Source organism: Trueperella abortisuis, assembly GCF_030811095.1.
GTDB classification, from domain to species: domain Bacteria; phylum Actinomycetota; class Actinomycetes; order Actinomycetales; family Actinomycetaceae; genus Trueperella; species Trueperella abortisuis.
On sequence record NZ_JAUSQL010000001.1, the window covers coordinates 1,353,124 to 1,375,397 of the forward strand.

Annotated in this window: 16 protein-coding genes; 5 read left to right on the top strand and 11 right to left on the bottom strand. The window is 66.3% G+C overall.

The genetic code is table 11. The features are described from left to right. Positions 1–25 precede the first annotated feature (25 nt). Entirely contained in the window at positions 26–1,447 is a 1,422-nt protein-coding gene (gene argH / locus J2S45_RS06020; RefSeq protein WP_307634824.1) for an argininosuccinate lyase, read from the bottom strand. Between the two features lie 88 nt (positions 1,448–1,535). Here argH and galE point away from each other — a divergent pair, with 88 nt between their 5' ends. The 3 genes from galE (at position 1,536) to J2S45_RS06035 (ending at position 4,891) form a co-directional block, all read left to right on the top strand. Further along, complete coding sequence (gene galE, locus J2S45_RS06025; RefSeq protein WP_270975426.1) at positions 1,536–2,579, top strand: UDP-glucose 4-epimerase GalE; 1,044 nt, start codon at positions 1,536–1,538, stop codon at positions 2,577–2,579. A gap of 70 nt (positions 2,580–2,649) precedes the next feature. Then, positions 2,650–3,651 (top strand): ornithine carbamoyltransferase, encoded by a 1,002-nt coding sequence (argF, locus tag J2S45_RS06030; protein ID WP_307634825.1) that lies wholly within the window; start codon positions 2,650–2,652, stop codon positions 3,649–3,651. Continuing rightward, complete coding sequence (locus J2S45_RS06035) at positions 3,644–4,891, top strand: MFS transporter (RefSeq protein ID WP_307634826.1); 1,248 nt, start codon at positions 3,644–3,646, stop codon at positions 4,889–4,891. The genes argF and J2S45_RS06035 overlap by 8 nt, the downstream gene beginning before the upstream one ends. 60 nt (positions 4,892–4,951) lie before the next feature. Here J2S45_RS06035 and J2S45_RS06040 read toward each other — a convergent pair whose 3' ends face one another. The 7 genes from J2S45_RS06040 to argC all read right to left on the bottom strand — a co-directional run bounded on the left by J2S45_RS06040 (position 4,952) and on the right by argC (position 15,769). Beyond that, complete coding sequence (locus J2S45_RS06040) at positions 4,952–9,484, bottom strand: S8 family serine peptidase (protein WP_307634827.1); 4,533 nt, start codon at positions 9,482–9,484, stop codon at positions 4,952–4,954. 250 nt (positions 9,485–9,734) lie between these two features. After that, positions 9,735–10,970, bottom strand: coding sequence for an argininosuccinate synthase (locus J2S45_RS06045; RefSeq protein WP_270975422.1), 1,236 nt, complete (start codon positions 10,968–10,970; stop codon positions 9,735–9,737). A gap of 12 nt (positions 10,971–10,982) precedes the next feature. After that, entirely contained in the window at positions 10,983–11,480 is a 498-nt protein-coding gene (locus J2S45_RS06050; protein WP_270975421.1) for an arginine repressor, read from the bottom strand. Beyond that, positions 11,477–12,613, bottom strand: a complete 1,137-nt coding sequence (locus J2S45_RS06055; protein ID WP_307634828.1) for an acetylornithine transaminase — start codon at positions 12,611–12,613, stop codon at positions 11,477–11,479. Before J2S45_RS06055 ends, J2S45_RS06050 begins: the two co-directional genes overlap by 4 nt. After that, positions 12,613–13,545 (bottom strand): acetylglutamate kinase, encoded by a 933-nt coding sequence (gene argB / locus J2S45_RS06060; RefSeq protein WP_307634829.1) that lies wholly within the window; start codon positions 13,543–13,545, stop codon positions 12,613–12,615. Before argB ends, J2S45_RS06055 begins: the two co-directional genes overlap by 1 nt. Next, the gene (argJ, locus tag J2S45_RS06065; protein WP_307634830.1) at positions 13,542–14,729 is read right to left on the bottom strand and encodes a bifunctional glutamate N-acetyltransferase/amino-acid acetyltransferase ArgJ; all 1,188 of its coding nucleotides are present in this window, start codon (positions 14,727–14,729) and stop codon (positions 13,542–13,544) included. Before argJ ends, argB begins: the two co-directional genes overlap by 4 nt. Further along, a complete protein-coding gene (argC, locus tag J2S45_RS06070) occupies positions 14,726–15,769 on the bottom strand; it encodes an N-acetyl-gamma-glutamyl-phosphate reductase (RefSeq protein WP_307634831.1) in 1,044 nt (347 codons plus the stop codon). The genes argJ and argC overlap by 4 nt, the downstream gene beginning before the upstream one ends. Before the next feature lie 135 nt (positions 15,770–15,904). Here argC and J2S45_RS06075 point away from each other — a divergent pair, with 135 nt between their 5' ends. Together J2S45_RS06075 and J2S45_RS06080 are read left to right on the top strand one after the other, a co-directional pair. Beyond that, positions 15,905–16,861 (top strand): sugar-binding transcriptional regulator, encoded by a 957-nt coding sequence (locus tag J2S45_RS06075; RefSeq protein ID WP_296930269.1) that lies wholly within the window; start codon positions 15,905–15,907, stop codon positions 16,859–16,861. Further along, positions 16,862–17,923 carry an NAD(P)H-dependent glycerol-3-phosphate dehydrogenase gene (locus J2S45_RS06080; protein ID WP_270975415.1) on the top strand — a complete coding sequence of 354 codons (1,062 nt, stop codon included), beginning with the start codon at positions 16,862–16,864 and terminating at the stop codon, positions 17,921–17,923. Here J2S45_RS06080 and ybaK read toward each other — a convergent pair whose 3' ends face one another. From ybaK to pheS, 3 genes are all read right to left on the bottom strand, one after another. Beyond that, the gene (gene ybaK, locus J2S45_RS06085; RefSeq protein WP_296930276.1) at positions 17,924–18,409 is read right to left on the bottom strand and encodes a Cys-tRNA(Pro) deacylase; all 486 of its coding nucleotides are present in this window, start codon (positions 18,407–18,409) and stop codon (positions 17,924–17,926) included. It abuts the gene before it with no gap. A 70-nt stretch (positions 18,410–18,479) separates the two neighbouring features. Then, the gene (pheT, locus tag J2S45_RS06090) at positions 18,480–21,056 is read right to left on the bottom strand and encodes a phenylalanine--tRNA ligase subunit beta (protein WP_307634832.1); all 2,577 of its coding nucleotides are present in this window, start codon (positions 21,054–21,056) and stop codon (positions 18,480–18,482) included. Next, a complete protein-coding gene (gene pheS, locus J2S45_RS06095) occupies positions 21,056–22,144 on the bottom strand; it encodes a phenylalanine--tRNA ligase subunit alpha (protein ID WP_307634833.1) in 1,089 nt (362 codons plus the stop codon). The genes pheT and pheS overlap by 1 nt, the downstream gene beginning before the upstream one ends. Between the last annotated feature and the right edge of the window lie 130 nt (positions 22,145–22,274).

The window sequence follows — 22,274 nt, forward strand, 5'->3', positions numbered from 1 at the left end:
GCGGCCGCGGGCGGATGCTAGGGATTTATCGGGCGACGATGCGCGAATCGGTAAACTCGCGCAGTTCGGCGATCCGGCGGGAGGCCTCATCACGTTGTTCGCGCACGCGTTCGGGCGCAGTCCCTCCCCGCCCACGACGCGCGGCCACTGAGCCCTCAACGGTGAGTACCTCGCGGACGGCGGGCGTCAGCCGCGGATCGATGCGGGTGAACTGGTCGTCAGTAAGGTCCCACAGCTCGATACCCAACCGCTCACAGGTGGCCACGCAGGCGCCCGAGATTTCGTGGGCCTGCCTGAAGGGAACGCCCCTGCGAACAAGCCACTCGGCGATGTCGGTGGCGAGTGAGAAGCCCTGGGGGGCGAGCTCGGCCATGCGTTCGTAGTTGAGCTTCATCGTGGCGATCATGCCGGCGACTGCGGGCAGGAGCACGTCGAGGGTATCCACCTGGTCGAAGACGGGTTCCTTGTCCTCCTGCAGATCGCGGTCGTAGGCCAACGGTAGCCCCTTGAGCACCGCTAGCAACCCCGCGAGGTCGCCGATGAGGCGGCCGGCCTTGCCGCGGGCGAGCTCGGCCACATCCGGGTTCTTCTTTTGGGGCATGATCGACGACCCGGTGGAGAAGGCATCGTCAAGCGTGACGAAGGAGAACTCCTTCGTGTTCCAGATGATGATCTCCTCGCTGATGCGGGACAGGTCGATGCCGATCTGGGCCATGACGAAGGCGAACTCGGCCGCGAGATCGCGGGCGGACGTGGCGTCGATCGAGTTCGGCGAGCTCGTGGAGAATCCTAGGTCGGCGGCCACGGCCTGGGGGTCCATGCCGAGCGTGTTGCCGGCCAACGCCCCCGAGCCGTAGGGGCTCTCTGCGAGTCTGACGTCGAGGTCGGTCAACCGGTCGACGTCGCGCAACATCGGCCACACGTGAGCCAGTAGCTGGTGGGCCACGAGCACCGGCTGAGCGTGCTGCATGTGGGTGCGCCCCGGCATGATCGCATCCCCGGCGCACTCCACCTGGCGCATCAGGGCATCGACGACGTCGAGTAGCTTGCCGCCGATGACGCGGGCCTGGTCGCGTAGGTACATGCGGATGAGCGTGGCGATCTGGTCGTTACGCGAACGCCCGGCACGCAACTTGCCGCCGAGCTCGCTACCCGCCCGCTCGATGAGTCCGCGTTCGAGGCAGGTGTGCACGTCCTCGTCGTCCGGGCTCGGGGCAAACGCACCGGAGGCGACGTCGTCGTCGAGGACGGCGAGCGCGGCGAGCATGCTTGTCAGCTCGGAATCGTCGAGGAGCCCGGCCGCGTGCAGGGCGCGGGCGTGCGCGCGCGAGCCGGCGATATCATAGCGCGCCAGCCGCCAGTCGAAGTGTGTGGAGCGAGAAAGCTCGCTCAACGCGTCCGCGGGCGCGCCGCTGAAACGACCGCCCCACAATGCCAAGTGTTCCATAGGTTTAATCATGCCAAAGAAGCCTGGCCGGTGCAGGTATTGCCAGCGGCGAGTATGATAAGAGGCACACCGAGAGAAGGGAACAGTAATGAAGGTGTTGGTCGCAGGCGGAGCCGGATACATCGGTTCACACACTGTCGTGGAATTGGTCGCGGCGGGCCATGAGCCCGTCATCGTCGACAACTTTTCCAACTCAAAGGAGACCGTCATCGATCGCCTGGAGGAGCTGACGGGGCGCTCGCTAGAATGGTACAAGGCGGACCTGACCGACCAGGAGATCACCCGCAAGATCTTCCTTAAGACCCGCCCGGACGCCGTCATTCACTTCGCCGGCTACAAGGCCGTGGGCGAATCAGTGGAAAAGCCGTTGGACTACTATGAGAACAACTTCGACACCACCTTCTCCATCTGCCGCGCCATGATCGCCGCCGGCACGAAGGAGATCGTGTTCTCTTCCTCGGCTACCGTCTACGGCGACGTGCCGCTGCCGTTGTTGGAAGACGAAAAGCATCTCGACTCCCTCTCCCCCTACGGCTACACCAAGGTGGCCAACGAGCGCATCCTCACCGACATCGCCCACGCTCACGGCTTCAAGCTCGGCCTGCTGCGCTACTTCAACCCCGTCGGCGCCCACAAGTCCGGGCGCATCGGAGAGAACCCACTCGGCATCCCGAACAACCTCATGCCGGCGGTGGCCAAGGTGGCGGCGGGCCGCCAGGACAAGCTGCTCATCTTCGGCGATGACTACCCCACGCGCGACGGCTCATGCATCCGCGACTACCTCCACGTGGTGGACCTGGCCAAGGCGCACGTGGTGACGCTGGAGAAGATGGTCGACGGGCCGTGGGACGTGCGGATTTGGAACCTCGGCACGGGACGCGGCACCTCCGTCTTTGAGCTCGTCCACGCCTTTGAGAAGGCCTGCGGACACGAGATCCCCAAGGAGGTCGCCCCCCGCCGCGCCGGCGACCGCGACGAGGTCTACGCCGAGCCGACGCGCGCGCTCAAGGAGCTGGGCTGGAAGACCGAGCTCACCATCGAGGACATGTGCGAGGACACGTGGCGCTGGCAGTCCGCCAACCCGGACGGCTACCCTGACGGCCCGGCAAAGTCCGAGCCTGCCACTGTCTAGTTGCGAATACTTCCCCCGCGCGGGGGTGAAATCCGATGCCCTGTGGCGTGCGTGCGGATACACTACCACCATGCACGAACTTCACGGACGCTCCTTCCTCAAGGAGGCTGATTTCACCCCCGCGCAGTGGCGCTCGCTGATCACTCTGGCCGCCGAGCTCAAACGAGAGCGGAACGAGGGGCGCGAGGTTGCGCGCCTTTCGGGCAAGACGATCGCACTCATCTTCGAAAAGACATCCACCCGCACGCGCACTGCCTTCGAGGTGGCGGCCTACCACCAGGGCGCACACGTGACCATGCTAGACGGGACCACCTCACAGATCGGCCACAAGGAAAGCTACGCGGACACTGCGGCCGTGCTCGGGCGCTTCTTCGATGCGATTGAATTCCGTGGCAACTCCCAGGCTGACGTCGAGCTGCTTGCCGCGTGGTCGGGTGTGCCGGTCTACAACGGGCTGACCGACGAATGGCATCCCACCCAGATGCTCGCCGACGCTCTGACGATCTTCGAACACGTGGACAAACCCTTCGAAGAGGTCACGCACGTCTACGTCGGAGACGCCCGGTTCAACACCGGACGCTCGCTTCTCGTTTCCTCCGCGATGCTCGGGATGGACGTGCGGATCGTGGCGCCGCGCGCCTACCAGCCCGACGCCGAAGCGGTGCGGATTGCCTCACACTTCGCGGAGGAGACGGGCGCCCGGATCACGATCACCGACGAGCTCTCGGCGGTCGAGGGCGCCGACGTCGTCTCCACGGATGTGTGGGTGTCGATGGGAGAGCCCAAGGAGGTCTGGCAGGAGCGCGTGGCGGCGCTGCGCGACTATCAGGTCAACGCCGCGCTCATGGCGGCAGCCGGCCCGGGCGCGATCTTCATGCATTGCCTGCCCGCCTTCCATGACCTCAACACGACCGTGGGCCGCGAGGTCTACGAGGCCACCGGCATGGACGCGCTCGAGGTCACCGACGATGTCTTTTCCTCGGCCGCCTCCGTCGTCTTCGATCAGGCCGAGAACCGGATGCACACGATCAAAGCCGTCATGGTGGCGACGCTGGGCGCAGACCTTGCCTAAGATCCTCGACCGCAACCCCATCACCCGGCTCATCCTGCCCATCTACCTGCCGGCGCTCATCTTCGCCATTGGTTCGGGAACCGTCATGCCCATCCTTGCCCTGGCTGCCCTCGATGTCGGTTTCGACGAGGCCGGCTCCTCGGCGGCCGTGGGCGTGCTCGGTTTCGTCTCCATCGTCATCTCGCCGATACTGGGAAGGATTATCGCCAAGATAGGCGACAAGTCCGCGCTCATCGCCGGTTCGGGGGTGGCGATCGCGGCGATGTGCGGCTTCCTGGGGACTCTCGCTTTTCCGGGCACGACGCCGTCCCGCGTCGTCTTCGTCGCCTCTATCGTGTTCCTGGCGGTCGGTTCGAACTCATGGTCGCTGGCCCGGCAGGCGTATTTGGCTGAATCAATTCCGCCCATGTGGCGTGCCCGCGGCCTGTCCACGCTCGGCGGGATGATGCGCATCGGCCAGCTCATCGGCCCGTTGGTGGCGACCGCGTTGCTGGCGGCGTGGGCGCTGCAGTCCACCTTCATCTTCAACATCCTGCTCATCTGCTTGGCCCTTGCCCTGATCGTGGCCTACGTGGTGCCTGACCCGGCCACCGAACGCAAACGCGTCTCCGCCGGCCAGAGTGAGGACGGGAGCCGCGGGCTCGAGCACCGTTCGAAGCTGGCCACCCTCATCCTTGGCATCGGCATCAACTGCCTCAACGTCTTGCGGGCCAACCGCTCGGTTATCGTGCCGCTGTGGGGGACCTTCCTCGGCTTCCAACCCACGTTTATCACCGCCACGTTCGCTGTGACCGCTCTGCTCGACACGATGATGTTCATCGTCTCCGGCTCCCTCATGGATCGCCGCGGGCGCCACTGGGCGCTGTTGCCTTCATTGCTCTTCATGCCGATCGGCATCGTCGTGATGGTCGCCTGGACTTCCCCGGTCGGTTTCGTCGTGGGCGCAGCGATCCTCGGCTTCGGCAACGGCTTCGGCGCCGGCATCGTCATGACGATGGGTGCCGACCTCTCCCCCACCACGAATCGCGCGGCGTTCCTCGGAATCTGGCAGTCCATCGTGGCCATCGGCACGGCGGCGGGCCCCTTCGTGATCTCCGGAATGACGGCGGCGGTCGACCTGCGGGCCGGTTTGTGGGCAACCATCGCCATCGGAATCTTCGGGCTCATCTGGTGCGCGACGCTCGTGCCGGTCGCCTACCGGCGTCTGGGCACCGACCTGCGTGGCAAGCCGTTGCGATAGCGCGACATGTGCGAGGGCATGGGTGTGGCCCGCCTGACAGGCGGGCCACACGGCTTAACGCTACCTATTTTTCTTGCTGGCGTGCGTCACTGCGGTGATGCCCAGCGCGCCCAGGAGCAACGCCAGCGCGGCCAGACCGCCGACCTGCGCGCCCGTGAGCGGTAGGGACGAGCCCTGTCTTGCCGTTTCCGGAGCAGTAGTCGGTGCAGCGCTCACGCTCGGCGTATCAGGCTTGGCGGGAGCCTGCGAGCCCGGCTGATCCGGCTGATCCGGCTGGCCCGGCTGGTCCGACTGGTCCGACTGGTCCGGAGCTGGCTCCGGCGTCGGCTCGGGCTGCGGTTTCGGTGTCGCCCACGCGCTCACCTCCTGGGCGTTGATCATGAACTGGCCCTTTTCGTCCGGGCTCACCCAGGCATCGTTGATGAGCTTGAAGCTTCGCTCGGAGCCGTCGGTTCTCGAATCCACGCCGAGGCTGATCCTGTCCTTGCCGCCATCGAGCTGCGTGTAGGACACGTAGTAGGATCCGTGCACCGGGATCGGGTAGGGCGTGTGCAGCTCGACCCAGCCGCCGCCAACACCTGCCTCGACACGGGCCTTCACGGGTCCGACCAGCATGCGGCCGGGAAGGCCGTCACGGTCGTCGTGCTCCCACAGCGCCCACTCGAAATCCTGGGCCTTACCCGAGCGGAAGATGTAGAAGCGCGCGCCCGTCACGTGGCTACCCTGGCCGGCGTCGAACCGCACGGCCGCGGTCTTTCCCCCGGCCAGGGTGGTCAGCGCCGCGTCAGCGTTGCCAGAGTCGTAGGAGATCCAACCGGTCTCCCCGATCGTCGCGGGAGCAAGCTCGATATCGACGCCGGCCTCCTTACCTTCCTCTACAGTGAACGGGATATCCGCCTCCAGGTAGCCCGGAGCGCCGGCACGCAGGGTGTACTCGCCGGGCAGCAATTCGGAGGCGACGGGCTCGCTCGCCGCCTCAGTGAACACGGGCGCCGGCCGCCCCTTGGCGTACACGCTCACCCGAGCGTCCCGCACGCCCTTTCCGGAGCCGTCCGTTACGGTGAACGTGACCTTCTGCGGGTTGGCCTTCTCGAGGTAGAAGTGCTGCGTCAGCGTGTTTGCGTCCGCGAGTTGCACCGTCGCCGTCGCGGGCCGGTAGCCGGGAGCCTTCGCCACCAAGACGGCCTCGCCTGCGTGGCCACGCAGCAGGTAGGCGCCGGTGCCGGCCTCGGTGGATACCTTCGTCCCACGCTCGGCGAGCTCGACCGTCGCACTCGTCGCGGGAACCCACGACTCGTCCCCTTCGGCCCCGGAGGCGTTGGCCACCGCTTGTGCGTGTGCGAGCGTCGGCGCAGAAAGCTCCTCACCGTCGTAGATCCCCAACGACGCCGACTGCGCCAGCTTCGGCTGCGGGATCGTGGCTCCCGCCGTGTTGGCAAACAGGATGTCGTCGAGGAACCAGCCGCCGGCGAAGTCGAATATCTCGCTGCCGGTCACCAGCTCGAACTTTACCTGGGTGTTGGCGCTCAGATACTCGGCTGGGATGGCCACGCCGTCCACGTGCCAGGCGTTTGTGGTGCGCAGGGCCGTCTTCTTGTCGGTGGGATCGACTTCCTCGATCTTGGCGTCGTTGAGGGTGAAGATCTCCTTCCACTCTCCCCCGTTGGCGCGCACGTAGATGTGGCCGATGTCGTCGTCGTAGGTGGTCCACTCGTCGCTACCCGTCCGGCCGCGGGTGTTGAACCACTGCTGGAAGTACATGGTGACGTCGGTGTACGCAGACAGATCCAGGCTCGGCGAGGTCAGCGAGTAGGTGGCCTTCGCCTTTCGGTAATCGTTCAGGACGGTCGCGAACACGTTCGGGCTGCCCGGATTCTTGCCGGCGCTCTGTGGCGTGGTCGGCGCCTTGCCGGTCGCCTGCGTGTCGTCGAGTGAGGGGGTGCCACGCTCGAAGACGTTGCCCTTACTATCTGGCTCCGAGGTCCAACCCTGGGCGTCGGATTCGAAGTCGAATAGCGAGATCTTCTCGCCCACCGTGAAGGTGCGCTGGAGAATCTTGGACGGCTCGGATTCGGCCTGGCCCGCCACCGCGGTGACGTAGTAGGAGTAGGTGCCCTGCTGCGGCGTCGGATAATCGTAGAAGGAGACAGTGTACTTGCCGATCTCCGCGCCCGTGAGCTCCTTGACGCGGCTGAAGGGGCCGTCGTCGTGGGCGCGGTAGAGCCGGTAGGCGCTGATCTTCTCGTCCTTAATCGGGACGAAATCGATGACAGTGCGGCCCGAGGCGTGTTTCGTGATCGCGAGTTCATCCTCGACCTTCGCCACGGTCGTGGTCTGGATCGGCTCGAGGGCGATGTCGTCGATGAACCAGCCTGCAGTGGCGTGCTCGGACTTCCACGCCCCGCGCACGCCGAACATCACGCGGATCGTCTTGCCGGCGTAGGCCGTCAGGTCCACGTATCCGCGCTCCCAATCGCTCACGTGGTTCTTGAACAGCAGCTGGGGCTTGGTTTCCCACGCCACGGTGCCGTCCTCGCGGACCTCGCCGACCCACACCTCCGCGGTGTCGTAGGCCGCGTACTCGTAGTTATCGAGGTCATACCAGTGTTTGAACGTCAGGGCAGCAGAATCCCCAGCTTTCAGGCCGATCGGCGGGGTCAGGAGCACCGAATCCTTCAGACCCGGGTAACCCTGGCCATCCAGTCCCACGCCCACGAGCTTCTCACCCGACGTCGGACGCTTCAGCGACGCCGCCGGCGCGCCCCACGCCCACATCGGCGTCTCGCCACTCATCTCGAAGCCGTCCGTGCCGGATTCGAAGTCTTCACTCCAGCCGACGCTGACGGAGACCTTCTGCTCGAAGCCGTGGACCGGGGTGCAGGCCTCTTTCTTTTCGCGGTCGGTGGCGCAAATCCGGTAGGAGACGTCGTCGGAGGCGAGCGTCGTCGGGGAGACGACGAACTCGTATGTTCCCTCAACCTTCGTGCCCTTGACCAGCTTCATCGCTTCCGTGCGTTCCCCGGCGCCTCCCGTGATCTTGAGGGAGACGGAGGCGACGCCGGTGTCGTCGGTGACCTTCGCGGTCACGTCGGTCGTCGTGGCACGGTAGAAGACGCTCACGGGTGTGTGCTCGATGTGCGGCGCGTCGGCGTCGACACCGCGGACGTACACGTTGCCCTGAACGGTCCCGATGCTCGAATCTGCCTTGGCCATGTCGATGGCGAGGGCGGCGTTGACCTTGCCGGCGCCGTAGGCGTGGTTCGGGGAGTTCACGTGCTGCGGGTCGGTCAGCGGCGTGGCGGAGCTTCGCAGGATGCTCTCCAGCTCGTCTACCGTCAGCTTCGGATTGACGCCCAGGACGAGGGCGGCGACGCCGGTCACGTGCGGGGCGGCCATGGAGGTGCCCGACTGGATCTTCATCGACTGCTTGGTCCACCCCGAACGGATGTTCACGCCGGGGGCCGCGATGTCGGGCTTGGCCCGCTCCGTGTACTTTGATGGGCCGCGTAGCGAAAACTTCGCGACGACGTCGTCGGATCGCAGCGCGCCGACGGCGAAGGCCTCCGGGAAGGAACCCGGCTGGGTGATTGAACCCGGGCCGCCGGGGTTGTTCCCATCGACGTTACCCGCCGAGAAGACGGGAAGGATGCCGGCCTTGCGCCACTGCTTGAGGGCGTCCTGGAAGAGGAGGTTGGTGGCGGAGCTTCCCCACGAGTTGTTGACGACGCGCGGGGCGAGCTCGGGGTGCCTCACTCCCTGACTGTCAACCGGGGCGAGCATCCACTGCATGGCCTGGAGCAGGCGCGAGTCGCTCGTCTCGCCCTCCTCGTCGAAGACGCGGGCCGCGATGAAGGTGGCCTTGGGCGCGACGCCGAGGTAGCCGGTCCCGCTGGGATCGGAGCCGAGGATCGTTCCGGCGACGTGGGTGCCGTGGCCCGTGGAGTCGACGGGCTCGGTCGTGGTTCCTACGGTGTCATACCAGCTCACCGCCTTGTCGCCAGTATTGCCGCGCCACTTGTCCTTGAGGGCAGGATGAGTGACGTCGACGCCGGAATCGATGATGCCCACCGTGACGCCCTCTCCGGCATATTCGTCGAGCAGGCCCTCCGAGGCGGAGATTTGCCTCAGGTTCCACGGGAGGTGCAACGCGGCGGGCTTGCCGCCAAGGGCCGACATGCGCATGCCGGAGTCGTCGGAGATCGGATCGGCCTCAATCTTGTGGTCGATGCTGACCTCGCTCACTCCCGGCGTCTTTGCCAGGTCGAGGGCGACTTCCTTCGTCACCGTGGCCGAGACCGCATTGACGACGTAGAGCGGCTGGACGTCGTGGGCCTGGTGATCCTTCTCGGCGCCCTCAAGCTTGGCGAGGACGGCCCGTTGAGAGGACTTGGCCGTGTCGATCAGGTCTTGCACGTGATCGATCTTTTCTTGCGGGGTGGTGGCGGGGACACCCTTCTCCTCGTGCTTGTCATCCATGACGACGATGACGGAATGCCACGACGCATCCGATGATCGGGCGATCTCTTCGTCAACCGGTGGTGCCGCCACGGCAGACGGTATCGCCGCTATCGTCGTTGCCGTGAGAGCGCCCATGGATAGCGCCGCGATTATGCGTCCAAAACGGCCGCGCATATAACCTCCAACATGCGTAAGACCCATCGGGGTCATTGATTGAATGGCCTGTCAGTGCACACACAGACCGCCAAATGCCGAAGGTTAGGCTACCCTAAGGTCTACGCATGTGGATGGGACCTTGGATTCTTACCGTTTCGTAACCTCTGCTCGCGGATCGGGCGACAAAAATGGCGCGGACGAATCCGCGCCATTCTCATTCCTGGCTCCCCTAGGACAGGTGCAGCTTCGGCATCGCCTCACCCTTGCCGAACTTGACGTCGCGGGCCGCGGCCAGCCGGCCCGTCAGGCCGGTCAGTGCGATGAACCCGCGGGCGTGCGACTGGTTAAACGTGTCGCCCTGGTCGTACGTGGCCAGGTTGAAGTCATACAGCGAAGTCGGCGAGCGCCGGCCGGTCACCACGGCGCGCCCGCCGTGCAGCGTCATGCGGATCTCGCCGGAGACGTAGTCCTGGGTGTCCCGGATGAAGGCGTCGAGGGAACGCTTGAGCGGGGAGAACCACTGACCCTCGTAGACCAGCTCCGACCAACGCAACCCCACGCGCTCCTTGAAGCGGGCCTGCTCACGATCCAGCGTCACGCGCTCAAGCTCGCGGTGGGCGGTGATGAGAGCCATCGCACCCGGAGCCTCATAGATCTCCCGCGACTTGATGCCAACCATGCGGTCCTCGACAATGTCAATGCGGCCGATACCCTGAGCGCCCGCGCGGGCGTTCATCTCCTCAATCGCCTGGAGCGGCGTGACGTCGCGCCCGTCGATCTTCACCGGAATGCCGCGTTCGAAGGTGATGACAACCTCGTCAGGCAAAGGCGGGTAGGACGGATCGTCGGTGTAGTTGTAGACGTCCTTGGTGGGCGCGTTCCACAGGTCCTCGAGGTAGCCCGTCTCGATCGCGCGGCCCCAAACGTTCTGGTCGATCGAGAAGGGGTTGGACTTCGTCGTCTCGATGGGCAGGTTGTGCTTCTCGGCATAGTTGATCGCGAACTCGCGGGTCAGGGCCAGATCGCGCACGGGCGAGAGGCACTTCATATCCGGGGCGAGCGAGGTGATGCCGTTCTCGAAGCGAACCTGATCGTTACCCTTGCCGGTGCATCCGTGGGCAACCGTCTCGGCGCCGAACTGACGGGCCGCCGTCACCAGGTGCTTGACGATGACGGGCCGCGAAAGTGCGGAAACAAGCGGGTACGCCTCCATGTAAAGGCCGTTGGCCTGCAGGTCGAGCATGCAGTACTCCTCGGCGAACTCGTCGCGAGCGTCGGCCACGTAGGCCTCCACGGCGCCGCAGTCGAGCGCGCGCTGACGGACCACGTCGAGATCCTCGCCTCCCTGCCCGACGTCGACGGCGACGGTGATGACCTCCGCCCCGGTCGCTTCGCCGATCCAGCCGATCGCCACCGACGTGTCGAGTCCGCCGGAGTATGCGAGGACTACGCGTTCCTTTGCCATGATGAACCTTTCTTAGTTGTTAGAAGAAGAGTGAGCGATGTCGATGAGGCGGCTAAGCAGCTCGTCGGCACGTTTGGTGGATTCGGTAATGACCAGCACCGTGTCGTCACCGGCGATGCAGCCGAGCACGCCGTCGAGCACGGCGCGGTCGAGCGCCGAGGCCAGCAGCTGCGCGGCCCCGGGCGGTGTGCGTAGCACGATCTGGTTTCCCGCCGACTTGGCCGAGACCATGACCTCCCGGGCCCAGCGCTCCAGGTGGAAGCCCGCGGGTGCGTCGCTCTCCCCCTCCACACCGGGGCTGGGCACCTTGTAGTGGCGCCCACCCATACCGTCGGGGACCTTGCGCGCCTGAAGCTCGTCGAGGTCGCGCGAGAGCGTGGCTTGTGTGACCACGATCCCCTCGTCCGCGAGCAACGCCCGCAGCTCGGCCTGCGAGCCAATGGGCTGGGATTCGACGATGGCGGTGATGCGGGCGAGCCGGGCCGCCTTGGTCACCATGGTTCCTGTCACGAGTGTTTCTCCATTTCTTCGATGAACGGCGCAAGTTCATCTTGCGTGATGACAAGCGGTGGCGCCAACCGGATCGTCGTGGTGTTCGGCGCGTTGACGATGAAGCCCCGGCCCAAAAGCTCGGCCTGGAGCGCCGGGGCGTCTTTGACGACGACGCCGAGCAGCAGCCCCGCACCGCGCACCTCGAACCCGCGCGCCTCGAGCTCGCCGGCTAGCCACTGCCCCGTTCCGCGCACGTGGTCGAGCAGCCCGGCCACCTCGCCGACGACGGCGTTTGCTGCCGCACACGCCAACGGATTGCCGCCGAAGGTGGTGCCGTGGCTGCCGGGGGTCAGCAGACGCCCGGCTTTCTCGATCCCGACGACGGCTCCGATCGGAACGCCCCCGCCCAGGCCCTTGGCCAGGGCGATGACGTCTGCCTTGACGAGGTCAGAGTGGGCGAACCATCGTCCGGTGCGCCCCACACCCGTCTGTACCTCGTCGACCACGAACAGCGCATTAAAACGTTCGCACAGGGCGCGGGCGCGGCGCAGGAAGGCAGCGGGGACGGGAACAACGCCGGCCTCGCCCTGGATGGTCTCGACGAAGATCGCCGCAACGTCGTCGTTGAAGACGGCGTCGAGGGCCTCGACGCTGGGGTCGATGAAGATGACGTTTCCGCCAAGCGGCTCGAAGGGCTCACGGATGGCGGGTTTGTGGGTGATGGACAGGGCGCCGAGCGTGCGCCCGTGAAAGCCACCCTTGAGCGCGATGATCGTTCCTCGCGGCTTGTGCAGGCGAGCCATCTTGATGGCGGCCTCGTTGGCCTCTGCTCCCGAGTTACAGAAGAAGACCCGGGCTGAGGCGCCCACATAGCCCTCGTCGGAGAGCATGCGCTGAATCGCGCCGGCAAGCTCCAGCTGTGGTGCGGTGGCAAAATAGTTCGACACATGGGTCGCCCTGCCCGCCTGCTCGGTGATCGCACGCACGATCGCGGGATGGGCATAGCCAAGGGCGTTGACCGCGATGCCGGCAAGCAGATCGAGGTAGCGTTTGCCGTTCTCGTCCCACACGTAAACGCCCTCGCCGCGCTCGATCACCAGCTGCGGCTCACCAAAGGCGTTCATCATCCGCTGAGAGTATAGTTCCGACATCACTTCTCCTCCTTCGCCCCGGTCACGGCCTCGCGCCGGGCCGCGGCCGTGACCTGGGTGCCGATGCCGTCGTCGGTGAAGATCTCGAGCAGAATGGAGTGAGCCATCCGCCCGTCAATGATGTGGGCCTTGGGAACGCCGCGCTCCACTGCCCTGAGCGCAGCCTCCATCTTCGGTTTCATCCCCGAGTCGAGGACGGGCAGGAGCGCGCGTAGGTCGTCGGGATGGATCTCGGAGACGAGCGACGATTTATCCGGCCAGTCGAGGTAGAGACCCTCAACGTCTGTGAGCATGATGAGCTTGTCCGCGCCGGCGGCGTCGGCGATCGCTCCCGCAGCCGTGTCGGCGTTGACGTTGAGCACCTCCTCGGGGTTGTCGACGTCGGTGGCAACGGTGGAGATGACGGGGATATGTCCGGAGGTGAGCATGTGATTGAGCGATTCGATGTTGATCGAGACAATGTCGCCCACGTGCCCGATGTCCACCTTCTTTCCGTCGACGTCGGCCGTGCGGCGCCGTGCGCTCAGCAGGCCCGCGTCCTCCCCGGAAAAGCCGATGGCCCGCGGCCCGTCGACGTTGAGGAGGGAGACGAGTTCGCGCTGGACCTGGCCGGTGAGCACCATACGCACCACGTTCATCGTCTCGCGGTCTGTCACCCGCAACCCGCCGCGGAACTGGGACTGGATGCCGACCCGCTCAAGCATGGCGTTGATCTGCGGGCCACCGCCATGGACGACGACGGGCTGCAGGCCCACCGAGTGCATGAAGATGATGTCCTTGGCAAAGGCACGCTTGAGGGAGTCGTTGATCATGGCGTTGCCGCCATACTTGACCACGACGCGGCGCCCCGCGAATTCGTTGATCCAGGGTAGGGCCTCGATGAGGATTTCGGCCTTGTGTTGGGCGCCGGCCAGGCGCGTGAGGATGCTCATGTCGAATACGCCGAGTTCTCGTGGACGTAGTCGTGGGTGAGGTCGTTGGTCCACAGCTCGACGACCTCCCCTCCCGCGTGCAGGTCGATGTCGATGGTGACCTCCCGGTCTGCCGCGAGGTCCACTAGGCCACGATCCTCGCCGACTCCCCCGGCGCGGCACACCTGCACGCCGTTGAAGTAGACGTCAAGCGCGTCGGCCTCGAAGGGTGCGACATCGGCCGGGACGGTTCCCACCTGGGAGATCACGCGGCCCCAGTTCGGGTCGTTGCCGAAGATGGCGGCCTTTAAAAGGTTGGATCGGGAGACGGCGCGGGCGACGGCCAACCCCGCCTCCTGCGAACTGGCTCCCGACACCCGAATGAGGACATCGTGCGAGGCGCCCTCGGCGTCCGCGATGAGCTGGCGGGCAAGCGACTGGGCCACCGCCGTCAGATTTGCCACGAAGTCCTCGCCGGCGACGCCGGAGGCACCGCTAGCGAGCAGAAGAACCGTGTCGTTCGTGGACATCGCGCCGTCGGAGTCGATCCTATTGAACGACGCCGCCACCGCGGCCTCAAGCGCCTCCTGGGCCTGCGCCGCGCTCAGCACGGCGTCGGTGGTGATGACACAGATCATCGTGGCCAGGCCGGGGGCGAGCATGCCCGCGCCCTTCGCCATCCCGCCGATCGTGTAGGGCCCGGCGATGCCGGCCTGCTTGGTGACGGTGTCGGTGGTGCAGATCGCCTCGGCCGCCTCGGCTCCGCCGCCCGTGCTGAGGCGCGCTGCGGCGTTGGAGACGCCCGCGAGCAATTTCTCCATGGGCAGGCGCTCCCCGATGAGGCCGGTAGAGCACACCGCCACCTCCTGGGGTGCGCACCCGAGGAGGGTGGCCGCGTGTTCCGCGCTCGCCCGCGCGTCCTCGTAGCCGGGCTTGCCGGTGGCGGCGTTTGCCCCTCCGGAGTTGATGACGGCCACGGTGTGGGTTGCCTCGGCGATCTCCTTCATCCAGCGCACGGGCGCCGCGAATACGCGGTTGGAGGTGAGGACGGCGGCCGAGACCGGATGCGGGCCGTCGTTGACGACGAGCGCGACGTCCCGGCCCGCGCTCTTGAGCCCGGCACGCACGCCCGCGGCACGGAAACCGCGCGGAGCGGTGACGCCGAGCGTCTCGACGTGCGGCGTGGGGTCAGAAAAGAGGATCACGGCGCCACTCCGATCTGTGAAAGGCCGGTGGTTTCGGACAGCCCAAGGGCGAGGTTCATCGACTGGGTGGCGGCCCCGGCGGTGCCCTTCACCAGGTTGTCGAGCGCGCAGATGGCGGTGATGCGCCGCGCGTCGGCATCGAGTTCGGCGTGGACGAGGGCCAGGTTGGAGCCGACCACGCTGCCCGTGGCCGGCCAGTCGGGCGACCACACGACGAAGGGTTCGTCAGCGTAGGCGGCCTGATATGCCTCGAGCACCTGCTCGGGGCTTACGCCGCTGACGGGGATCGAGACGGTGGCCAAGATCCCTCGCGACATCGGTACGAGGACGGGGGTAAAGGACACGGATACGGAGCGTGCGCCCGCCACGCCCAGGTTTTGCGTTATCTCCGGGATGTGCCGGTGGACGCCGCCCACCGCGTATGGCGACGCCGACTCGATGGCCTCCGCGGCCAGCAAGTGGGGCTTGGGAGACTTGCCGGCGCCGGAGTAGCCAACGGAGAGGATCGCCACGATGTCCTCCCCGCTGGCGATCCCCGCCGCGATGGCGGGCTGGGCCGCGAAGGTGACGGCCGAGGCGTTGCAGCCCGGGGCGGCGATGCGCCGGGTGGTGGCGAGGAGCTCGCGCTGGCTCGGCCCCGCGCAGTGGATGAGCTCGGGCATCCCGTAGGTCCACGGCTGCGCGGGCGCTGTGTGGTAGTAGCGCTCCCATGCGGCCGGGTCGGTGAGGCGATGGTCGGCGCCGAGGTCGATGATGAGGCAGTCGGGATTGATGTGCTCGATCTGGGCCGTGAAAGCGGCGGAGGCGCCGTGCGGCAGGCCGAGGATGACGACGTCGTGCCCCGCAAGATTCTGCGGCTGCAGCGGCTGTATCTCGAGGTGGCGCAGTGGCCATAGGTGGCTCTGATGCTGGCCGAGGGCGCCGCTGGAGCTGTGGGCGGCGACCGTCGTGATCGTCACATCGGGGTGTGCCGCGAGTATGCGCGCGACCTCGCCACCCGCGTAACCGGTGACGCCGGCAATAGCAACAGAGTACGTCATGCGCATAACTATACACTGGAGCGCATGATTCCCCGCTCGCGCCCGCTGTGAGACCGGACACCGGGGAGGAGCGCACTTATGAGCACAGTTGGCGAATCTCTCCCCACATGAGTGAATAGCTGACAGACTCAAAACATGAAGAAAGCAACGCCGCATTCGTCCCGCGACGACCTCATGTTCGAGGCAGCCTACCTGTATTACATGGAAGGCCTCACGCAGCAGGCGATTGGCACGCGCCTTGGCTACACCCGCTGGACCGTCGGGCGTCTCATCGAAGAGGCACGCCAGACCGGGCTCGTCACCATCACCATCAACCACCCCCGCATCCAGACCCACCACCTCGAGATGCAGATCGCCCAGCAGCTGGGGCTCAAGAGCGTCATCGTCGTACCGAACACCAACGGGGAAGGCCGCCAGCTGGTGGCCCGCGCGACCGCCCAATACCTCATGGGGCGCGCCCCGATCCGCTCCCTCGCAGTGGCGTGGGGTCGCACGATGACGGCGCTGGCCAACGCACTGCCCGAGAACTGGTCGCCGGGCATCAAGGTCTACCAGACCAACGGTGGCCCCACCCACCACGGCGACAACGAAGTCTCCTCCTCCATCTCCGCCATGGCTCGCAAGGCCCCCGGCACCGCCTACACGCTGCCGGCCCCCACGATCATCGGCAACCCCGACCTCGGTCCACAGCTCATGGCCGAGCCCGCCATCACCCGGATCTTCGAGGGCGCGGCCAACTCCGACCTCGTCGTCTACTCCCCCGGCACCGTCAGCAAGGAATCCGTGCTCGTCGAGTCAGGCTTCATCACTAAGGAGAGCATCGACATGCTCCGACGCAAGGGATCGGTGGGAGACATCCTCTCCCACTACGTCGACGCCGACGGCAACCCGATCTCCCCCCAGCTCGAGCGGCGCACCATCGCCTACCCGTTACGCAACCTCACACAGGCCCGCCTCTCCGTCGCCGTCGCCGGCGAAGCCGAGAAGGCACCCGCCATGGTGGCGGCCGCGCGCGCCAAGCTCGCACACGTATTCATCATCGATATCTACACGGCCGAGGCAATCTTGGCCTACACCACGAAGGAGAAATAAATGGCAACCATCGCAATTCTCGGCGCCGGCATCATGGCCACCGCCCTGACCTTCCCACTCACGGAAAACGGCCACAAGGTTAACCTCGTAGGCACTCACCTCGACCGCGACATCATCGAGTCGATCCAGACCACCGGCGTCCACCCCGATCTCGGGCTCAAGGTCAACGACAAGGTGGTCGCCTACCAGCTTGAGGACGCCGAGGCCGCCTTCGAAGGCGCGGACGTGGCGATGTCCGGCGTCAATTCCTTCGGCGTTCACTGGGCGGGCGAGCGCCTTGCCAAGCTCGTCAAGCCCGGCATGAAGGTACTCAACGTCACCAAGGGCATGGAGGCCGACGACGACGGCACGCTCCACCTCCTGCCCGACGTGCTGCGCTCCTTCTTCGACGAGGACCTGGCCAAGGCCGTGACCTGGAACGCGATCGTCGGCCCGTCGATCGCCGGCGAGGTTGCGGTCCACCACGATACCTGCGTGATCTTCGCCGGCGAGGATCAGGCTTCGCTCGACTACCTGGCCGATCTTTTCCGCACGGACTACTACCACGTGTGGACGTCCACCGACTTCCGCGGTTGCGAAATCGGTGCAGCCACAAAGAACATCTACGCCTTCGCCGCCGGCCTCGGTGCCGGTCTGCTGCGCAAGGAAGGCAAGCAGGACGACCGCTACGTGCGCTTCAACTACAACGCGGCCGTCTTCGGCCAGGGCCAAACGGAGCTGCGCCAGTTCATGACGCTGCTGGGCGGCAAGCCTGAGACGGCAGACGGCTTGGCGGGCGTGGGCGACATGTACGTCACCTCGGCCGGCGGGCGCAACGTCCGCGCCGGCACCTACGTCGGTGAGGGCATCCCGTTCTCCGAAGTGCGCGATTCCCTCATGAAGGGCGTCACCCTCGAGGGTGTCCAGGCGATCCGCGTGATCGGCGGAGCACTCGAGCCGCTCACCGAGCGCGGCGTTATCAAGCCTGAGGACTTCCCGCTGTGCCGCTACCTGTATGAGATCATCGAGAAGGACGCCCCGCTCGACATGCCGTGGGAGAAGTTCTTCGGCGGCATGAAGTAATCACGTCCCGATAGGGGCAAATCGCGCCCGAGTGAGCCCGGCCAAATCGGCCGGGCTCACTGCTACCGACATGGTTCGCTTGCCCGCGGAGACCACGATGCGCTCTAGCTGCTCGGCGGAGGCGTCGATCCAGGTGGGTAGCTGGCGCATCTGCCCGAGCGGGGAGATCCCGCCGCGCACATAACCCGTGAGCTTCTCGGCGTCGTGCGGGGCAACCATCGCGGCGCTCTTGCCACCCGCCGCCCTCGCCAGAGCCTTGAGGCTGAGCCGCCCCGAGGCCGGCACAACGGCGACGACCGGGCGCCCATCCACAGTGGCCAGCAGGGTCTTAAAGATCATGTGCGGGTCAATTCCGAGCACCCGCGAGGTATCCAGCGCGTAACCGCCATCCATCTGCTCGGAGTGCTCATATTCTATGAGCTCGTAGTCCACGCCCGCACGGTTGAGTACCTGGAGTGCCCGTGTGGCGCCCTTGTTCTTCGCCATACCACCATCCTAGTGGTGCGGGCCCTGCCTTCAGGCAGGGCCCGCACCACTCAGCTACGCCCGAACTACCTCAGACGCGAAGCTGCGCGCCGAAGGACTTCTTCGCCGCCTTGATAACTCGGTTGCGCACCTGGGCGATCTCGTCGGCCGGGAGCGTGTGATCGCCCCGGAAGCGCAGGGCGAAGGCGAGCGACTTCTTGCCCTGATCAATCTGGTCGCCGGTGTAGACGTCGAAGAGGCGAATCTCCTCCAGAAGATCCCCCGCAGCCTCGGCAAGCACCCTTTGAACCTGGGCGGCCGTCACCGAATCATCCACGACAAGTGCGATGTCCTCCTTGGCCACCGGGTGGGTAAGGACGGGGGCCACAGCGATCGGCTCGGCGCCTCGCGAGGCGATGAGCGCGTCGAGGTCGAACTCGAAGGCGATCGTGCGGGCGGGCAGCTCAAAGGCCTTGCACACGCGAGGGTCAAGCTCTCCGGCGTGACCCACCACCGACTCGCCCGCCCTCAACTCGGCGCAGCGGCCAGGGTGGAATGGAGCCCGCTCCGCGTTGGCCACATCCAGGCTCAAGTCGATTGTGCGGCCCGCGGTCTTGACCGCCTCGATCGCGTCGCGCCAGTCCCAGGTCTGGGCCGGCAGCCCCGCCGCGGCCTGCATGACCGCCGGGATCGCCACGCCCGCCACGTGATGAGGCTGGTGCGGGATAGAGGACATGAGCGCGTCGAGCTCCTCGGGCTCAGGTCGCTTGCCCACACCGGGGCGCGCCGCGGCCACGACGCCCTCCGGTCGGGTGACGACGCCGGCCTCGAAGATCGCCACGGTGGGGTTGCCGCGCGCCACGTTCATGTGGGCCGTGGCCAGCAACGTGTCAAGGAGCGAGGTGCGCATGTAGGGAGCCTCGTCCTGGAGAGGATTCGCGAGCCGGACGGCGAGCCGGCGATCGTCGTCGTCGGCGATACCCTGCTTGGCAAAGGCCTCGGCGGAGACGAACGGGTAAGACAACACCTCGGTCCAGCCGGCCTCGGCAAGCGCTCGGCTGATGTCGCGCCGGTGACGCTGGGCCGGGCTCAACCCCGAGCCGGCGGGAGCCGCGGGCAGGCGGGAGGGGATCTGGTCGTAGCCGACGAGGCGAGCGACCTCCTCCACCAGGTGCGCCGGGCCCGTGAGGTCAGGGCGCCAGGTGGGCGGGGTGACGGACAGAAGCTCATCGCCGCGGACCGTGCAACCGATCTGCTCCAGGATCTCCACGATCCGATCGCGACCGAGGTCAAGGCCGGTCAGCCGGGCGACCTCGGAGACGTTAAAGGATAGAGCCTCGGGAGGCGTGGTGACGTCGTAGTCGGAATTTGCCTCGTCGATGCGCCCGCCGCCGAACTCCACGAGGAGCTCGGCAACACGCTGGGCAGCCACGCCAGCAACCCGCGGATCCACCCCGCGCTCGAAGCGCTTCGAGGCCTCCGAGGGCAACTTGTGCTTGCGGGCCATACGCGCCACAGACACGGAGTCGAAGTGCGCCGCCTCAATGAGAACGTTCGTGGTCGAATCGGTGATCTCGGTGTCCAGGCCGCCCATCGTGCCCGCCAGGCCGATCACGCGCGCGCCCTTTCCTCCCTGCGAATCCGCGATCAACAGGTCGTCCCCGCCGAGGCGGCGCTGAACGCCGTCAAGCGTGAGAAGCGATTCACCATCGCGAGCCCGGCGCACCACGATCGGCGCGACCACCTTGTCGAGGTCGTAGGCGTGCAGCGGCTGGCCGAGGTCAAGCATGACGTAGTTGGTCACGTCCACCGCCAGCGAGATCGGGCGCATGCCGGCCGCGAGCAGGCGATCCTGCATCCACGACGGGGAGGCGGCCAGCGGGTCGATGCCCCGCACGATGCGCGTCACAAAGCGGTCGCAGCCCGCCACGCCGTGGATCGGAGCGGCGTCGTCGACCTCCACCGGGAAGCCGTCCGGCGTCGGTGTCGGCAGCGGAGCCGAGAGGTTCTCCTCCAGCCCGAGGTCGGTGAAGCGCGCACCCGTGGAGTGGGAGTACTCACGCGCCACCCCGCGCATGGCGAAGCAGTAGCCGCGGTCCGGCGTCACGTTGATCTCAAGAACCTCGCCGGCCAGGCCCAGGTAGTCCAGCACGTCCTCGCCCACGGCCGGGATACCGCGCTCGGCGGCCTCCTCCGGACTGGAGGCGAGCACGATGATGCCGTCGTGGTCCTCACCAAGGCCGAGTTCGGCCTTGGAGCAGATCATGCCGTCCGAGATGTGGCCGTACGTCTTGCGAGCCGCGATGCGGAAGTTTCCCGGAAGCACGGCGCCGGGCAACGAAACAACCACGTAGTCGCCCGCCACGAAGTTGTGGGCGCCGCAGATGATGCCACGCGAGGGTAGCTCCGAAGGCTCCTTGCCCTCCCCGGGAGCGTCGTTATGCTCGCCCACGTCCACGCGGCAGTAGTTGATGAGCTTGCCGTTCTTCTGTTCCTTCTTGTCGAGGGTGAGTACCCGCCCGACGACGATCGGCCCGGTCACGTCCGGGCGGTGGATTTCCTCTTCCTCCAGGCCGACCTTGACCAGGTCCGCTGCAAGCTGTTCCGCGCTCAGCCCGGCGGGAACCTCCACGTGGTCGGAGAGCCAGTCGATATCGATCCTCGGCATTAGTTGCCCCTTCCGGTCGCGGCGAATTGGGCGGAGAAGCGCACGTCGCCCTCCACCATGTCGCGCATGTCGTCAATGGAGTTGCGCAGCATGAGCGTGCGCTCGATACCCATGCCGAAAGCGAAGCCGGTGTATACATCCGGGTCGATACCAGCGTTACGTAGCACCTCCGGGTTAACCATGCCGCAGCCTCCCCATTCGATCCATCCCGGGCCGCCTTTCTTCTGCGGGAACCACAGGTCCATCTCGGCGCTCGGCTCGGTGAACGGGAAGAACGACGGGCGCAGGCGGGTGCGGGCCTCGGGGCCGAACATGCCCTTCGCGAAGTGGTCAAGCGTGCCCTTGAGGTGCTCCATCGTCAGGCCCTTGTCTACCGCGAGCCCCTCGATCTGGTGGAAGACCGGGGTGTGGGTGGCATCCAGCGCGTCGGTCCGGAAAACCTTGCCCGGGCAGACCACGTAGATCGGCGGTTCTCCGCGTTCCAGCATGACGTGGGACTGGACCGGCGACGTGTGGGTGCGAAGTACGAGCCCGGAGGCGTCGGAGACCCTCGCCACGCCGTCGGCGCCCACGCGCTCCACGGCGTCCACATAGAACGTGTCCTGCATCTGGCGGGCCGGATGATCCGGGCCGAAGTTCAGCGCGTCGAAGTTAAACCACTCGTTTTCCACCTCGGGGCCTTCGGCCACCTCCCAGCCCATGGCGACGAAGAGGTCGCAAATGTCCTCCATGAGCACGGGTAGCGGGTGACGCGCGCCCAGCGGCGCCCGGCGCGTGGGGACCGTGACGTCCACGCGCTCCTCGCGTAGCACGCGCTCCTGGTCGGCGGCCTCGAGGCGGGCGCTGGCCTCGGCGAGCGCCTCCTGGATCGCCTTGCGCGCCGCACCCATGAGCCTGCCGGCCACCGGCTTATCGGCCTTCTCCAGGTGACGAATCTGCATGTTTGCGTGCGTGATCGGCGCGTTGTCTCCGCTGTGGGCGAGCCGCGCCACCTTCAATTCATCGAGGCTCGAAGCACTTTCGAATGCGGCCCGCGCATCGGCCACCGCCTGCGCGATCCCGGCCTCGTCGAGTGGACTGAGAGTCATGTCTACCTTTCCTTGCCCCGCCAGCGCGGGTTTTCCCTTCCAAGTCTAGTCATTGACGTGGCATCGGGCGATTGTCGTCCACTGTGGCCCGCGCTACGACGACGCCGAACGAGGCCGTTCGATCGCGGAG

What these genes read in the sequence shown, in the direction of transcription:
- argH (WP_307634824.1), bottom strand. Translation starts at nt 1,447, where the DNA reads ATGGAACACTTGGCATTGTGGGGCGGTCGTTTCAGCGGCGCGCCCGCG.
- galE (WP_270975426.1), top strand. Translation starts at nt 1,536, where the DNA reads ATGAAGGTGTTGGTCGCAGGCGGAGCCGGATACATCGGTTCACACACT.
- argF (WP_307634825.1), top strand. Translation starts at nt 2,650, where the DNA reads ATGCACGAACTTCACGGACGCTCCTTCCTCAAGGAGGCTGATTTCACC.
- J2S45_RS06040 (WP_307634827.1), bottom strand. Translation starts at nt 9,484, where the DNA reads ATGGGCGCTCTCACGGCAACGACGATAGCGGCGATACCGTCTGCCGTG.
- J2S45_RS06045 (WP_270975422.1), bottom strand. Translation starts at nt 10,970, where the DNA reads ATGGCAAAGGAACGCGTAGTCCTCGCATACTCCGGCGGACTCGACACG.
- J2S45_RS06055 (WP_307634828.1), bottom strand. Translation starts at nt 12,613, where the DNA reads ATGTCGGAACTATACTCTCAGCGGATGATGAACGCCTTTGGTGAGCCG.
- argB (WP_307634829.1), bottom strand. Translation starts at nt 13,545, where the DNA reads ATGAGCATCCTCACGCGCCTGGCCGGCGCCCAACACAAGGCCGAAATC.
- argC (WP_307634831.1), bottom strand. Translation starts at nt 15,769, where the DNA reads ATGACGTACTCTGTTGCTATTGCCGGCGTCACCGGTTACGCGGGTGGC.
- J2S45_RS06075 (WP_296930269.1), top strand. Translation starts at nt 15,905, where the DNA reads ATGAAGAAAGCAACGCCGCATTCGTCCCGCGACGACCTCATGTTCGAG.
- J2S45_RS06080 (WP_270975415.1), top strand. Translation starts at nt 16,862, where the DNA reads ATGGCAACCATCGCAATTCTCGGCGCCGGCATCATGGCCACCGCCCTG.
- ybaK (WP_296930276.1), bottom strand. Translation starts at nt 18,409, where the DNA reads ATGGCGAAGAACAAGGGCGCCACACGGGCACTCCAGGTACTCAACCGT.
- pheT (WP_307634832.1), bottom strand. Translation starts at nt 21,056, where the DNA reads ATGCCGAGGATCGATATCGACTGGCTCTCCGACCACGTGGAGGTTCCC.
- pheS (WP_307634833.1), bottom strand. Translation starts at nt 22,144, where the DNA reads ATGACTCTCAGTCCACTCGACGAGGCCGGGATCGCGCAGGCGGTGGCC.